This window comes from Isobaculum melis (genome assembly GCF_900111355.1).
Lineage (GTDB): Bacteria > Bacillota > Bacilli > Lactobacillales > Carnobacteriaceae > Isobaculum > Isobaculum melis.
On record NZ_FOHA01000017.1, the window covers coordinates 13,575 to 26,583 of the forward strand.

Here is a 13,009-nt window from a genome sequence, read left to right on the forward strand (position 1 = left end):
GGTGATTATTTTTTACAGCCTAGTTTAAAACTAAATTTATTTCGACAACTTCTCATTAATGACTGCAAGCTCTCTTTTCTCTATCAAATAGAAGAGACTCCAAATGACAAAGAAGATAACAACAAACAGCAGTGAAGCTGTAAAAATAATAGGTAGCTTAAAAGGAAACCATGCGCCTAAGAATGCTGCAACTAAAAAGCTAGCATAACTGCTAAAAAATTGAATCGTACATTTTGTGAGTAAAGACAATGTTTGATTTTCATGAATCGTTGAAAATGCACCAATTAAAAGACCCATGATAATGACTAAAAGGATGCTTTTCTGTATCATTCCAGTCGTAAAAATAGCGCCTGAAATCGTATAAATGGTACAACCGATGCCTAAACCAATTCCGCTGTTTTTTAATAAATTTTTCATCTGTTTTCCTCCTAAATAATGTTTAATTTTGCTTTCAATTGAGGTAAGTACCTTCTAGAAATACTGGTTGTTTTACCACTTTTTAAATAGGCCAGCATATTTCCTGAAAAGGAATTTTCTAACTTTTGGATTTCTTGACAATTCACAATAGCAGATCGTGATACTTGAACAAATTGTCGTTGATTTAATGCCTCAAATAGCTTATATAACCTGCCTTTTGTTTGAATCTGTCTATTGGATAGCAGAAAAAGCGTCATTTCCTCACCCAAAACTTCGATTAATTCAATCTCATTTGTCATAACCAATTCATAGCCATCTGCTGTTTTAATAGATAATGTCTCTGCCTTAGTACCTTTTCCCTTCAATAAATGAACAACTTCCTCAGCCTGTTCATATGTAGGCGCTTCAATGAGAAGAGTTAAATCCTTTAATGCTTCCTTAATCGATATTGTGATATTCATTTATTCACCTCCCTGATAGCAAGTAGTATAGCTTGATTTTAGGGCTAGATGTAAAAAAATAGATAAGTGGTCAAAATAAACCGACAAGCGGTTATGAGAGTTTGCTATATATCAATGAACTTTTATAGACAAATTGACAAATCACAAGTACAATAGAGTGTGGATTAAAATGGGAAAATAATCTTTTCTCATAAATAGAATGTGATGAAGTAAGGCTGTCTTAAATTACATCATGGAACAAATGTAACAATTAGATAAATCATGCTGATATCCGAATAGAATGTTTCGTTTCATCAAAGGGCATTCAAGTTGAGGAGGAATGACAATGTCAATGTTTTTAGATCAAGTCAAAATAAATGTAAAAGCCGGCGATGGTGGGAATGGAATGGTCGCCTTTAGACGTGAAAAATATGTACCAGATGGTGGACCTGCTGGTGGAGATGGTGGTCGTGGGGGGAATATCGTCTTTGTTGTTGATGAAGGGATGAGAACCCTGCTGGATTTCCGTTTTACCCGTCATTTTAAAGCGATACCTGGAGAAAATGGGATGAGTAAAGGCATGCATGGTAGAGGAGCTGGGGACACATATATTAAAGTCCCACCTGGTACCACCATTCGTGACGCCAACACAGACCGTGTCATCGCAGATTTAATTACCAATGGACAAGAACATGTGGTAGCTAAAGGTGGTCGTGGCGGACGAGGAAATATTCGTTTTGCTTCACCAAAAAATCCAGCACCAGAAATCGCTGAAAATGGCGAACCAGGTCAAGAATTTGACCTAGAATTAGAATTAAAGGTTTTAGCTGATGTTGGATTAGTTGGGTTTCCATCAGTTGGTAAATCAACGATTCTATCTATCGTTTCAAAAGCACGTCCTAAAATTGGTGCTTATCACTTTACAACCTTGGTGCCTAACTTAGGAATGGTCTCAACGGAAGAAGGAGATAGCTTTGTCATGGCTGACCTACCTGGTTTAATTGAGGGAGCTTCACAAGGTGTTGGTTTAGGGACACAATTTTTACGCCATATTGAACGGACCAGAGTTATTTTGCATGTGATTGATATGAGTGGTAGTGAAGGTCGTGATCCTTTTGAGGACTATGAAGCGATTAATAAAGAATTAGAAACCTACAATTTAAGATTAATGGAACGTCCACAAATTATTGTAGCGAATAAAATGGATATGCCAGATTCCGAAGAAAATTTACGGATTTTCAAAGAAAAATTAGCTGCATTGAAAACCGATGAATTTGCAGATGATCTGCTCGTTTTCCCAATTTCAGCAGTAGCCCATCAAGGAATGGAGCGTCTCTTAAGTGCCACAGCAACTTTATTAGAAACAACGCCAGCCTTCCCATTATATGAGCTTGAAGATGAGGATGAAACTGTACTTTACAAACATGTAGCAGAAGATAAAGGCTATCAAATTACGCGTGATGATGATGCAGCTTGGTTATTATCTGGTGAAAAGCTAGAGAAATTATTCAAGATGACGAATTTTGGTCACGAGGAAAGTATTATGCGCTTTGCACGACAATTACGTTCTCTAGGTGTGGATGAGGAAATGCGTAAATTGGGTGCAAAAGATGGAGACCAGGTTCGTATTATGGAATATGAATTTGAGTTTGTTGATTAAAAGAAAAAATCAGTGATTTTGGAAGCCTAGTTATGGCTTCCAAAATCTTTTTTATTAGAACGATTGGAGTTGAATGAGATGACCCCAGCTTATGAATTTGGCTATGTGCTTGGTTATTATGGTATTGGGATGATTATTGCTTTTTGTGTTGTACAATTTGTTTTAAAACCAAAGTATTTTAATAAATATCAAAAAGATATGAACTATCTGATTTATTTGATTTGGCTATTTATCATTTTTATGCTCGTAACATTCTTGCTCTTCTTGATTGAGTAAATAATGCTACCTTCATTTTTTTCTTCCATTTTTCATCCTAAAGTATCATACTAGATAGTAGAAAGATTCAGTTGTATGAAAAAATGAACATTCAACTAAGGAAGGAGCCTATTATGCAGACAATCAAACTTTATAACGATGATTCTTATTTGAAAGAAATGACCACGACAGTCTTAAAGTGTGAACAAGATGAACACGGACCATATGTTGTTTTAAAAGAGACTGTTTTTTATCCAACAGGAGGCGGACAAGCCCATGATACTGGTCTTTTAGATGGTAAAAAAATTACAAATGTCGCACTTGTACAAGATGAAATCAGACATTATCTGACTGAATCCATTGAAGTCGGAAAAACAGTCCAAGGCAGTATTGACTGGATAAGACGCTTCGATTTGATGCAGCAACACTTAGGTCAACATATTTTATCAGCAGCCTTTGAGCAGCTATTTGATATTGAAACGGCTAGTATTCATATTGGCGAAAGGTACTGTACAATTGATTTAGAGGTGGCGCAATTAACAGCTAAGCAAGTCGAGCAAGCGCAAGGATTATCCAATCAAGTCATTCTTGAGAATCGCAAAGTCAGAGCTTATTATGTAGAAAAAGCGGATTTGGGTCAGTTTCCTTATTTAAGAAATCAACCGAAAACAGATACAAATATTCGTTTAATCGATATTGCAGACTTTGACACCATTGGCTGCGGCGGCACCCATCCTAAAGCAACAGGAGAGGTAGGAAATCTGGCCATTTTAAAACAAGAGCGTAACCGAAAACAGGTACGTTTAACCTTTATTTGTGGTCAAAGAGTGGTGCAGGAACTGATTCAAGCTAGCCAATTAAATCGTGAAGTTGGTGCCTTATTACATGCACCAGAAGCAGAAATCATCTCTAAAACAACAGAGCTTCTGGCGCAAAAGAAAGCATTAGAAAAAGCACAAAAAGAATGGCAGCAACAGCAATTTATGCAACAAGCAGAAGCGCTATTGACAGAGCAACAGTCTCTTTTTGATAGAACATTAATTTTAAAAGAAGACAATCAGCAAAGTGTAGCAGCATTAAAAAAGGTTGCCCAACAACTCATCAATTTAGACAGCACATTATTGGTCATTTTTTTCCAACAAACAGGTACACAAGTCACTTATCTCTTAGCAGCTGGAAAAGAGGCCAAAGTCAATTTACGTTCATTGATTCAGTGCTTCAATCAAGCTTTAAATGGCAAAGGGGGAGGCTCCCCATTTTTGGCACAAGGTAGTGGGACTTTTCAGGAAAACAATGGCAACTTAGCAACAACAATCAAAGAGCTTTTAAATCAAGAATTGGGGGAAGAAAATCATGAATAAAACAAAAATAGGTGTGATTGGCGCAGGGAAAATGGGTGGCGCAATTATCAAAGGCTTAATTGACTCTACTGTCTATTCGGCACAACAAATTACGGTTAGCGGTGGGAAAAGCGAACGAACAGCTCAGTTAGCGAAAGTACTTGGCTTTCAGTTAGTGCATAGCGCAGCAGAAGTTGTTGCAGCCAGTCAAGTGATTCTAATCGCAGTTGTACCAAAGCTTGTCCCAACCATCTTAAAAGAAATCAGTCCACTATTAAGTGAAGACCAAATTGTAGTGAGTGTCGCTGGCAACCCTCCGCTGGCAACATTTAGAGAAATTTTAGGTAAAGATAAAAAAATTGTACGAGCTTTACCAAATACACCAGTTGCTGTACTAGCAGGAATGACCAGTATTTGCTTTGAAGCACCTGTACAGGAAGCAGAGCTTGCAGAAGTCTTTCAGCTATTCCAAGCAATTGGTAAAACAGAAGTGATTTCAGAAGACCTCATGAACACAGCTTCAGCTTTAGCTGGTAGTTCTCCAGCATTCGTTGATGTTTTTATTGAAGCCATGGCAGATGCAGCTGTTTTCAAAGGAATGCCTAGAGATGCTGCCTATCGTTTAGCTAGCCAAGCCGTAATGGGCTCAGCAAAATTAGCTTATGCCTCAAATCAAAATCCAGCCATCTTAAAAGATGAAGTATGTGTCCCAGGAGGAACAACCATTGCAGGGATTCGTTCATTAGAAAAAAATGGCATGAGAAGTGCTGTCATTGAAGCAATTATTGCCACCGTAGAAAATCATTAAAAGAAGTGAGTGATGACATGAAATTTATTAGAAAATATGGCTACTTTATAGGCGCATTAGCGATTATGGGTGTGCTATTTTATAGCTCGGCTCAACCATATGGTAACCAGTCATTAGTTCCAAAAATTGAACAGCTCTTACCAAATGAACCCTTTAAGGATTTTCTAGCGATGATTCATTTTAATTATGCTGGACAAGAAGTTAGTATTGCAGCCAGTGGCTATGCTAAATTTATTGAATTTTTTATTCGTAAAGGCGCTCATTTTGGTACCTATTTCTTAATGGCTAGTTTTTGGTTTTTAGGTTTTAGAGGATTGAAAACAACCATCAAAAATAAAGCAGCCTTGCTTGCTTGGGGCTTATCTGCTGGCTATGCTATGTTAGATGAATTCCATCAAAGCTTTACAGCTGATCGTACCCCCTTAATTCAAGATGTTTTATTAGATAGTATCGGTGCTTTAACAGGTATTTTATTTATTATGCTAATTTTAACGATTATCAAAAGAAGAAGCTTCAAGTAACATTGAAGTTTCTTTATAAAGCTTAAATTCGAAATGTGTTCGATTTGTATCCTAAATTTAGGGAAGATAAGGATCAGAGTTGAACGGTGTTCAATCTGTATCATGTTTCTAAGGATTAAAAATCCTAAGAAGCATGACAAAAGTAAACAACAATGAAAAGAGGGAAAGTAATGGCTGGACATTCAAAGTGGAAGAACATCCAAGGTCGTAAAAATGCACAAGATGCAAAACGAGGAAAAATTTTTCAAAAATTATCGAGAGAAATCTATATGGCAGTAAAAAGTGGTGGCCCAGATGCAGCCTCAAACCCTGCCTTACGAATGATGCTTGATAAAGCCAAATCAGCGAATATGCCAAATGACAATATCAGTCGTGCGATTGCTAAAGGCAGTCAAAGTGGTGAAGGTGAAAACTATGAAGAAATCACTTATGAAGGTTATGGACCGAATGGCATTGCTGTACTAGTTCACACCTTAACAGATAACCGAAACAGGACAGCAACCAATGTTCGTATAGCATTTAATAAAAATGGTGGTAATATTGCTGAAACCGGTTCGGTGAGTTATTTATTTGATCGAAAAGGGTATCTAGCTATTGATCGTGAAGGTCTAGAGGTTGATGAAGATACCATGCTGATGAGTGTTTTAGAAGCTGGTGGAGAAGAATTAGAAACTTCTGATGAAGTATTTGAAATTTATACAGAGCCAGCCGATTTTACTACCGTACGAGATGCGCTTGAAGCAGAAGGTTATACCTTAGCTCAAGCAGAAATGACTATGGTTCCACAAACAATGAGTGCATTACCTGAAGAGAAAGCAGCACAATTTCAAATCATGCTAGATAAATTAGAAGAAGATGATGATGTATCAGAAGTCTTTCATAATGCAGATATCTAAAAAATAAAAGCTGTAAAATTTTTTCCTGACGAGAAAATTTTACAGCTTTTTTACGTATATTTTAATTACAGAGAAAGAGAGGTGTCATATGACAATTGAAGAAATCGCGCAAGAAATCTTAATTACAGCTCAAAATCAACAAATCAGTGATATTCATTTATTGCCCACAAAGCATCACTATCAGTTATATTTTAGGTACTTAGATAGCTTACAATTACAGCAATCCTATTCACTTGAAGAAGGAGAAAAAATCATTTTATATTTCAAATATTTAGGCGAAATGAATGTTGGAGAGAAAAGAAAACCACAAAGCGGTGCAGCAAAAATCACCCTATTAAAGCGCGCATTTGATTTACGTTTTTCTGTTTTAAGTAACTTTAGGGCACAAGAATCACTAGTGATTAGATTATTAAAGCAACAACAACTATTTCAGTTAGAAAAACAAGTTTTTTTACCACAGCAATTAATAAAAATCAAAGAATTACTGACCAAAAGCAAAGGTCTGATTATTTTTTCTGGACCAGTGGATTCTGGAAAAACAACTACTATGTATGAGCTATTAAAGCCATTTGCTCAAACAGAAAAAATGCAGGTGATTACAATTGAAGATCCAGTTGAGATTGAAGCAGTTGATTTTTTTCAAGCACAAGTCAATGAAAAAAGTGGTGTCACTTATGCCTCTTTATTAAAAGCAAGTCTTAGACATCATCCAGATATCATTATAGTAGGTGAAATCAGAGATGAAGAGACAGCAAAAATGACCATTAGAATCGCTTTAACAGGTCATCTTGTTCTCACCACAGTCCATGCACAAAATGCAATTGGCGTTATTGCAAGACTCATTGATTTAGGTGTAAGTGAAGAGCAGCTCAAGCAAACGATTAATGGCATTATTTATCAGCGCTTACTACCGGAAACTTGTTGCTATTGTATAGAAAATTGTACCAAATCATGCCAACAATTAAGTGGCAAAATGAAGCGGAAAGTACTCTTTGAATTATTAGCAGGAGACGATTTAAAAGAGTTCTTTCTACAAAAAACAAGACCCAAGCATTTTCCAACATTTCAATATTACTTAAGAAAGGTGTATGCATATGGCTATCTTTCAGAAAAAAATTATCAAAAATATGCCCAACTTTAAGCATAAAAAATGGCATGCTTTTTTTCTCTTGAAATTAGGCGAATTATTACAAGCGGGCTTTTCCTTAAAAGAAGGCATTCAGTTTCTATGCCATTTAATGCCAAAAGAAAAAGAACATTTAAACAATATGCTGACTGCTTTACAACAAAGTGCTTCCTTTTTTGAAGTATTAAAAAACCAGCAATTTCCCGAGCATGTATGCACTCAAGTCCTTCTTTCAGAAAGTCATGGTCATTTTGAAGAAGTCTTATTGCACGCAGGGCATTATTTATTAGCTAGAGAAAAACAACAAAAGAAATTAAGAAAATTGCTCCAGTATCCAGTTCTGTTATTGATTTTTATGCTAGGACTGTTACTTGCCATGCGTTCCTTTTTATTGCCACATTTTTTAACCATCTTTGAAGGAGAGCAAGCAGAGCTTCCTGTGCTGAGTGCACTAGCAATGAAAGGCATTGAAAATTTTCCATCTATGCTATTCCTGTTCCTCATTTTTTTAGTTGTCATCCTACTGATTTATAGAAGCCTTGTTGCCAATAAAAGTGCAATAGCTAAAGCCACTTTGATTTGTCGTTTGCCATTAGTTGGACAACTTAGAAACTATCTATATACCCATTATTTTGCCCATGAATTAGGTTATTTATATCAAAGCGGCCATGAACTCTACCAAATTTTACACATTATGCAACAGCAAACCATTGATCCTTTAATGCAAGAAGTTGCAGATAAAATTAAGCAAGGGCTAAGCGAAGGAATAACCCTACATAAAAGTATTCAAAAAATGCCCTTTTTCAGAGTTGAGTTAGCCCATATTTTAATGCATGGTGACCGCACCAACAATTTAGCAAATGAACTATTTTTCTATGCACAGGATTGTCAAACCCAGTTAACAGATAAAGTAGAAAAAGCGATGGGCTTCATTCAACCGTTCATTTTTCTCTTTATTGCTGTCTTTATACTCAGTATTTACTTAGCCATTTTATTACCAATATTTGGCATGATGGAGGGGATTTCATGAAAAAAATAATGCAAGATCAATCTGGTTTTACACTAATAGAAATGAAGGATAGTAAATATGCTAACCCAGTTGTTAAAAAACTAAAACAACAAACTGGGTTCACCTTAATAGAAATGGTGATTGTTTTGCTCATCATCACTGTACTAATGCTCTTAATGATTCCGAATATAGGCAATCAGAAAAAACAAGTCAATAGTAAGGGGACGGAAGCCTTAATTCAAGTGGTTGAAACGCAAGCTCATCTTTATCAATTAGAGCATCACAGCGGCATTCCTAGTATTGAAATACTAATTAAAGAAGGCTATCTTAAAGAATCACAAGGAAAAACACCTGAAGGGCAAAAATTAATTATCCAGTCAAATGGAACTGTGACAGTGAATGACTAAAAAAGGGTTTACATTGCTAGAAATGCTACTTGTCATAAGCTTAATAACGACAACAATCTGGTTAACCTTTCCGTTATACTTTGAAGCATTAGAAGAAGTAGCAACCCATTTATTTTTAAAAGAATTTCAGATGAAATTAAGAATGATTCAAAATCAGGCCTTGATTACAGGGAAAACAACGAAAATGACATTAAATTTCACTGAGCAAGAAATCTTATTTGAAGGCTACTATCTAGCGCAAAAAAAAGAAGTACTCAAGATTCCAACCCAAGTAACAGGAGAAGGCACCATTGTTTTTCAATTTAAAGGTGGTACAGGAACTTATGGGAAATTCCAACGCATTACCTTTATCAGTCAAAGAAATCAACATCATTTTATTTTTCAAATAGGGAGTGGCAGATATCGTTATGAAAAAGAATCGCTTTAAAAAAGGCTATTTATTATTAGAAGCAATCTATGGCTTTACCCTGTTAGTGACAGCCATCAGTTTTTATTTACCTATTTTATTGGACCTAGTTACCAAAAATGAAGTGGCGCGACATCAAACTCAATTAAGCCGTAAAGTGTATGAACAAGTGCAACAGATGGTTTTATTTGAAGGCGAACAACATCAGCAATTTGTCATTGATCAAAAAGAATATGAATGCTCTCTAGTGGAAGTTGGTGGATTAACAGGTGTACAAATCACAAATGAAGCAGCTTTTTCTTATGTGCCAATCAAGTTTGAATAAAATGACCCAGCAAGGCTTTACTTTATTAGAAACAATTGTTGCAAGTGCAATTTTCCTGCTGATTGTGACTCTGATGCAGCTGATGCTCACACAATATCAGCAATTTGAAACAAGACTTTATGAAGATCGCCAAATTGAATGGCATGCTTTTCTGATTGCAACAGAAAAAGAATTACAGGGAGCCAAAGATATTCATTGTACATCACAAAAAATCACTTTTTTATCCAAACAAAATAAATCCTTCCTTTACGAAGTGAAAGGGAATATGATTAGAAAAAGAACCGATAAAGGCGGTCATCAACCAGTCCTACTAAATGTGCAATCAGTTACCTTTAGTCAACAAAATCAAAAAATCCTAATCCGAGTAACTTTTGATCATGATAAAACCTATCGAGGTGAGATTTATCTTCAAGCCAATCAGCAAGCCACTAAAAAATTGCAAGAATAAAGGAGGTATTCTATTAACCGTTCTTATTTTTTTGTATTTCACGATTGTCCTTGTGTTAAGTAGTACCAGTATCTTTTTTGGCAGTCTTAGAAATGAGCTGCTGGTTAAAAATCATTATGAAGCTCAATCACTCATGCTATTGACTCAATATCATCTGATGAAAAATGAATCAGTTCTCACTAAAAAGATGATGATGCACTTTCAGCAAGGTGTCGTCAGTATTGAAAAAATAGCTGAACAAGACTACCAATTGAAGGTAACCTTAGCCAATCAATATCAGGAAGAACAAGTTTTGAACATTGCGCAAAAGAAAAGCGCTCCTTAAGGGAAGCAGCGCCTTGTTTATTCAAATTAAAAAGCGGTGCAATTGATGATTGATTTCATTGATTGTACCGCTTTTCCTATCTGATTTAGCAGCTGACTGTAGAAGAACACACAGAAAATAAATCTTCATCAAAGTCCCCTTTTATTCGTAAGAGACTAAAAAGAATCCACAAAAAAATTTTATAAGGAAAAATGTGAAAGAAAATGGTATAATTACTCTGAGTTAGAGCGCTTTTTTTACAAAGAAGCGAATATTCCTTAATAAGTGATAAAGAAAGCAAAAATAGGAGGGGTTTTATGAGTCGAGTTGAAAAATTACGCATCCGTATGCAGGAACAAGGATTAGATGCTATGCTAATCACTAGTCCATATAATTTACGTTATATGTCCCACTTTACAGGCACAACAGGATTAGCAGTGATTACTTTAGAAAAAGCTTTTTTTGTAACTGATTTTAGATATACTGAACAAGTTGCAAAACAAGCAATTGGATATGAGATTATTCAAAATAAAGGACCAATCTATGATGAAGTTGTTAATACTGTCCGCTCAAATGGAATTGAAGCATTAGGTTTTGAAGAAGATTTTGTGACATTCAGTACATTTGAAGCATTAGAAGATATGATGCCATGTGACCTTGTCCCTGTTTCAGGAATGATGGAAGCTTTACGCTTAATCAAAGAACCAGCAGAAATTGCAACTATCAAAAAAGCATGTAGTATTTCAGATGCTGCCTATGAACATATTTTAGGTGTTGTTAAACCAGGTATGACTGAGATTGAAGTGGCAAATGAATTAGATTTTTATATGCGTAAATTAGGTGCAACTGGCGTTTCTTTTGAAACAATTGTTGCTAGTGGTGTTCGCTCAGCAATGCCTCATGGTGTAGCAAGTAGCAAAGTCATTGAACAAGGCGATTTTGTGACCATCGATTTTGGTTGCTATTATGATGGGTATGTTTCTGATATGACCCGTACGTTTGCGATTGGAGAACCTGATCCAAAATTAAAAGAAATTTATCAAATCGTTTTAGATGCACAATTAAAAGTAATTGATGCAGCAAAACCAGGCGTTACGGGTGCACAATTAGATGCGATTGCCCGTGATTATATTGCAAGTCATGGTTATGGAGAGGCCTTTGGACATTCAACTGGACATGGGATTGGGCTTGAAATTCATGAGTCACCAGGCATTTCATCTAAATCAGACTATACCTTAGTGCCAGGTAATGTGATTACTGATGAACCAGGTATCTATTTACCAGGAATTGGTGGCGTTAGAATTGAAGATGATCTTGTCATCACTGAAACAGGTAATGAAATAATCTGTACACCAACAAAAGAATTAATTGTGCTATAATGGCATGAAACTATAGGGGGAAAATAAATGATTTCAGTAAATGATTTTAAAACAGGCTTAACAATTGAAGTAGATGGCAGCATCTGGCGCGTTGTTGAGTTCCAACATGTAAAACCAGGAAAAGGTGCAGCATTTGTTCGTTCTAAATTAAAAAATTTACGTAATGGTGCCGTACAAGAAAAAACTTTTAGAGCTGGTGAAAAAGTAGCGAAAGCTCAAATCGACAATCGTCGTATGCAATACTTGTATGAAAGTGGCGGTGCTCATGTCTTTATGGATACTGAAACTTATGACCAAATTGAATTACAAGAAGCGCAAATTGAACAAGAATTAAAATTCCTAAAAGAAAATATGGAATTACAAATTATTATGTATGGTGCAGAAACACTAGGTGTTGATTTACCAAATACAGTTGAATTAAAAGTTGTTGAAACAGAACCTGGTATCCGCGGTGATACTTCTTCAGGTGGTTCAAAACCTGCAACAATGGAAACTGGCGTCATTATCAATGTGCCATTCTTTGTTAACGTTGATGATGTTCTAGTCATTAACACAACAGATAGTTCATATGTATCCCGTGCATAAGCTATTCTAATTAAAGTTAGGTCAAACGAGGGGCATGACTTTAGCATGTAGCTTACAGGTGGTTATTTTTAGAAAGCAACCCGTTTTCTTAAAGCAGAAAAATAACTCCTTGATTACCGAAAATGACATCAATCATACGAATCAATTCGCTAAAAAGGAGTGTTTAATCATGAGTTCAGAAAATAAAGAGCAATATTTTTTAAGTTATGAAGAAATCAAAGAATTATTAGAGGTTTTTAGTCAGTCTGAGGCCAGTGAATTAAAATTAGCGATGGGCGACCAAAAACTAAAGCTAATGAAAGCATCCAATCAACCAGCATCAGTTGTTTATCCAACTGAGACGCTACAACAACCAGTTGCGGCACCCTTATCACAAGTAGCAACTACACCCGTTGTTGAAGCAAATGTACAACCAGCAGAGGATCCAAATCTAGTTGAAATCAAATCAGAAATGGTGGGTACTTTTTATAGTAAACCTACCCCAGATGAGGAAGATTATGTGCATGTTGGGATGAATATTACACCTGAAACAACAATTTGTATGATTGAAGCGATGAAACTATTTAATGAAGTCAAATCAGAATTAAGTGGTCAAATTGCAGAAGTTTTAGTATCAAATGGCCAAATGGTAGAATACGGACAACCTTTATTTAAGGTTCGTACAAACGGATAGGTGATTTTGG

Annotated in this window: 18 protein-coding genes; 16 read left to right on the forward strand and 2 right to left on the reverse strand. The window is 35.9% G+C overall.

Annotated elements, in window-relative coordinates; genetic code table 11:
- Nucleotides 1-36 precede the first annotated feature (36 nt).
- Both BMW29_RS11210 and BMW29_RS11215 read right to left on the reverse strand, forming a co-directional pair.
- Complete coding sequence (locus BMW29_RS11210; protein ID WP_092653413.1) at nucleotides 37-417, reverse strand: DUF3021 domain-containing protein; 381 nt, start codon at nucleotides 415-417, stop codon at nucleotides 37-39.
- Between the two features lie 11 nt (nucleotides 418-428).
- Entirely contained in the window at nucleotides 429-878 is a 450-nt protein-coding gene (locus BMW29_RS11215) for a LytTR family DNA-binding domain-containing protein (protein WP_092653415.1), read from the reverse strand.
- 325 nt (nucleotides 879-1,203) lie between these two features.
- On the opposite strand from BMW29_RS11215, the gene obgE reads away from it, so the two are divergent.
- From obgE to accB, 16 genes are all read left to right on the forward strand, one after another.
- Nucleotides 1,204-2,517, forward strand: a complete 1,314-nt coding sequence (gene obgE, locus BMW29_RS11220; protein ID WP_092653417.1) for a GTPase ObgE — start codon at nucleotides 1,204-1,206, stop codon at nucleotides 2,515-2,517.
- Between the two features lie 78 nt (nucleotides 2,518-2,595).
- Entirely contained in the window at nucleotides 2,596-2,793 is a 198-nt protein-coding gene (locus tag BMW29_RS11225) for a hypothetical protein (RefSeq protein ID WP_092653419.1), read from the forward strand.
- Nucleotides 2,794-2,906: 113 nt separating this feature from the next.
- Nucleotides 2,907-4,133, forward strand: coding sequence for an alanyl-tRNA editing protein (locus tag BMW29_RS11230; RefSeq protein ID WP_177165761.1), 1,227 nt, complete (start codon nucleotides 2,907-2,909; stop codon nucleotides 4,131-4,133).
- On the forward strand, nucleotides 4,126-4,920 hold the full coding sequence (proC, locus tag BMW29_RS11235; protein ID WP_092653423.1) for a pyrroline-5-carboxylate reductase: 795 nt from the start codon (nucleotides 4,126-4,128) through the stop codon (nucleotides 4,918-4,920). The genes BMW29_RS11230 and proC overlap by 8 nt, the downstream gene beginning before the upstream one ends.
- A gap of 17 nt (nucleotides 4,921-4,937) precedes the next feature.
- Nucleotides 4,938-5,441: a VanZ family protein gene (locus tag BMW29_RS11240; protein ID WP_245706276.1), complete on the forward strand. Its 504-nt coding sequence runs from the start codon at nucleotides 4,938-4,940 to the stop codon at nucleotides 5,439-5,441.
- A 170-nt stretch (nucleotides 5,442-5,611) separates the two neighbouring features.
- Entirely contained in the window at nucleotides 5,612-6,337 is a 726-nt protein-coding gene (locus BMW29_RS11245) for a YebC/PmpR family DNA-binding transcriptional regulator (protein WP_092653425.1), read from the forward strand.
- 88 nt (nucleotides 6,338-6,425) lie between these two features.
- Nucleotides 6,426-7,478: a competence type IV pilus ATPase ComGA gene (gene comGA, locus BMW29_RS11250; protein ID WP_092653427.1), complete on the forward strand. Its 1,053-nt coding sequence runs from the start codon at nucleotides 6,426-6,428 to the stop codon at nucleotides 7,476-7,478.
- Nucleotides 7,432-8,493: a competence type IV pilus assembly protein ComGB gene (comGB, locus tag BMW29_RS11255; RefSeq protein WP_177165762.1), complete on the forward strand. Its 1,062-nt coding sequence runs from the start codon at nucleotides 7,432-7,434 to the stop codon at nucleotides 8,491-8,493. Before comGA ends, comGB begins: the two co-directional genes overlap by 47 nt.
- Complete coding sequence (gene comGC, locus BMW29_RS11260; RefSeq protein ID WP_245706277.1) at nucleotides 8,490-8,879, forward strand: competence type IV pilus major pilin ComGC; 390 nt, start codon at nucleotides 8,490-8,492, stop codon at nucleotides 8,877-8,879. Before comGB ends, comGC begins: the two co-directional genes overlap by 4 nt.
- A complete protein-coding gene (comGD, locus tag BMW29_RS11265) occupies nucleotides 8,872-9,306 on the forward strand; it encodes a competence type IV pilus minor pilin ComGD (protein WP_092653431.1) in 435 nt (144 codons plus the stop codon). The genes comGC and comGD overlap by 8 nt, the downstream gene beginning before the upstream one ends.
- Nucleotides 9,287-9,610: a hypothetical protein gene (locus tag BMW29_RS11270; protein WP_092653432.1), complete on the forward strand. Its 324-nt coding sequence runs from the start codon at nucleotides 9,287-9,289 to the stop codon at nucleotides 9,608-9,610. Before comGD ends, BMW29_RS11270 begins: the two co-directional genes overlap by 20 nt.
- Complete coding sequence (gene comGF / locus BMW29_RS11275; RefSeq protein ID WP_143047362.1) at nucleotides 9,555-10,058, forward strand: competence type IV pilus minor pilin ComGF; 504 nt, start codon at nucleotides 9,555-9,557, stop codon at nucleotides 10,056-10,058. Before BMW29_RS11270 ends, comGF begins: the two co-directional genes overlap by 56 nt.
- 133 nt (nucleotides 10,059-10,191) lie before the next feature.
- The gene (locus BMW29_RS11280; protein ID WP_143047363.1) at nucleotides 10,192-10,383 is read left to right on the forward strand and encodes a hypothetical protein; all 192 of its coding nucleotides are present in this window, start codon (nucleotides 10,192-10,194) and stop codon (nucleotides 10,381-10,383) included.
- Between the two features lie 296 nt (nucleotides 10,384-10,679).
- The gene (locus BMW29_RS11285) at nucleotides 10,680-11,741 is read left to right on the forward strand and encodes a M24 family metallopeptidase (protein WP_092653436.1); all 1,062 of its coding nucleotides are present in this window, start codon (nucleotides 10,680-10,682) and stop codon (nucleotides 11,739-11,741) included.
- Nucleotides 11,742-11,768: 27 nt separating this feature from the next.
- Complete coding sequence (gene efp / locus BMW29_RS11290) at nucleotides 11,769-12,326, forward strand: elongation factor P (protein WP_092653438.1); 558 nt, start codon at nucleotides 11,769-11,771, stop codon at nucleotides 12,324-12,326.
- 169 nt (nucleotides 12,327-12,495) lie between these two features.
- Nucleotides 12,496-12,999 (forward strand): acetyl-CoA carboxylase biotin carboxyl carrier protein, encoded by a 504-nt coding sequence (gene accB / locus BMW29_RS11295; RefSeq protein WP_177165763.1) that lies wholly within the window; start codon nucleotides 12,496-12,498, stop codon nucleotides 12,997-12,999.
- The last annotated feature ends 10 nt before the right edge of the window (nucleotides 13,000-13,009 follow it).

Bases quoted from the DNA above. Each gene is read 5' to 3' on its own strand.
- obgE (WP_092653417.1), top strand. From the start codon at position 1,204: ATGTCAATGTTTTTAGATCAAGTCAAAATAAATGTAAAAGCCGGCGAT.
- BMW29_RS11280 (WP_143047363.1), top strand. From the start codon at position 10,192: ATGCTATTGACTCAATATCATCTGATGAAAAATGAATCAGTTCTCACT.
- BMW29_RS11230 (WP_177165761.1), top strand. From the start codon at position 2,907: ATGCAGACAATCAAACTTTATAACGATGATTCTTATTTGAAAGAAATG.
- BMW29_RS11225 (WP_092653419.1), top strand. From the start codon at position 2,596: ATGACCCCAGCTTATGAATTTGGCTATGTGCTTGGTTATTATGGTATT.
- accB (WP_177165763.1), top strand. From the start codon at position 12,496: ATGAGTTCAGAAAATAAAGAGCAATATTTTTTAAGTTATGAAGAAATC.
- comGD (WP_092653431.1), top strand. From the start codon at position 8,872: ATGACTAAAAAAGGGTTTACATTGCTAGAAATGCTACTTGTCATAAGC.
- BMW29_RS11240 (WP_245706276.1), top strand. From the start codon at position 4,938: ATGAAATTTATTAGAAAATATGGCTACTTTATAGGCGCATTAGCGATT.
- comGA (WP_092653427.1), top strand. From the start codon at position 6,426: ATGACAATTGAAGAAATCGCGCAAGAAATCTTAATTACAGCTCAAAAT.
- efp (WP_092653438.1), top strand. From the start codon at position 11,769: ATGATTTCAGTAAATGATTTTAAAACAGGCTTAACAATTGAAGTAGAT.
- BMW29_RS11210 (WP_092653413.1), bottom strand. From the start codon at position 417: ATGAAAAATTTATTAAAAAACAGCGGAATTGGTTTAGGCATCGGTTGT.
- comGB (WP_177165762.1), top strand. From the start codon at position 7,432: ATGGCTATCTTTCAGAAAAAAATTATCAAAAATATGCCCAACTTTAAG.
- comGC (WP_245706277.1), top strand. From the start codon at position 8,490: ATGAAAAAAATAATGCAAGATCAATCTGGTTTTACACTAATAGAAATG.
- BMW29_RS11245 (WP_092653425.1), top strand. From the start codon at position 5,612: ATGGCTGGACATTCAAAGTGGAAGAACATCCAAGGTCGTAAAAATGCA.
- BMW29_RS11215 (WP_092653415.1), bottom strand. From the start codon at position 878: ATGAATATCACAATATCGATTAAGGAAGCATTAAAGGATTTAACTCTT.
- BMW29_RS11270 (WP_092653432.1), top strand. From the start codon at position 9,287: ATGAAAAAGAATCGCTTTAAAAAAGGCTATTTATTATTAGAAGCAATC.
- BMW29_RS11285 (WP_092653436.1), top strand. From the start codon at position 10,680: ATGAGTCGAGTTGAAAAATTACGCATCCGTATGCAGGAACAAGGATTA.
- proC (WP_092653423.1), top strand. From the start codon at position 4,126: ATGAATAAAACAAAAATAGGTGTGATTGGCGCAGGGAAAATGGGTGGC.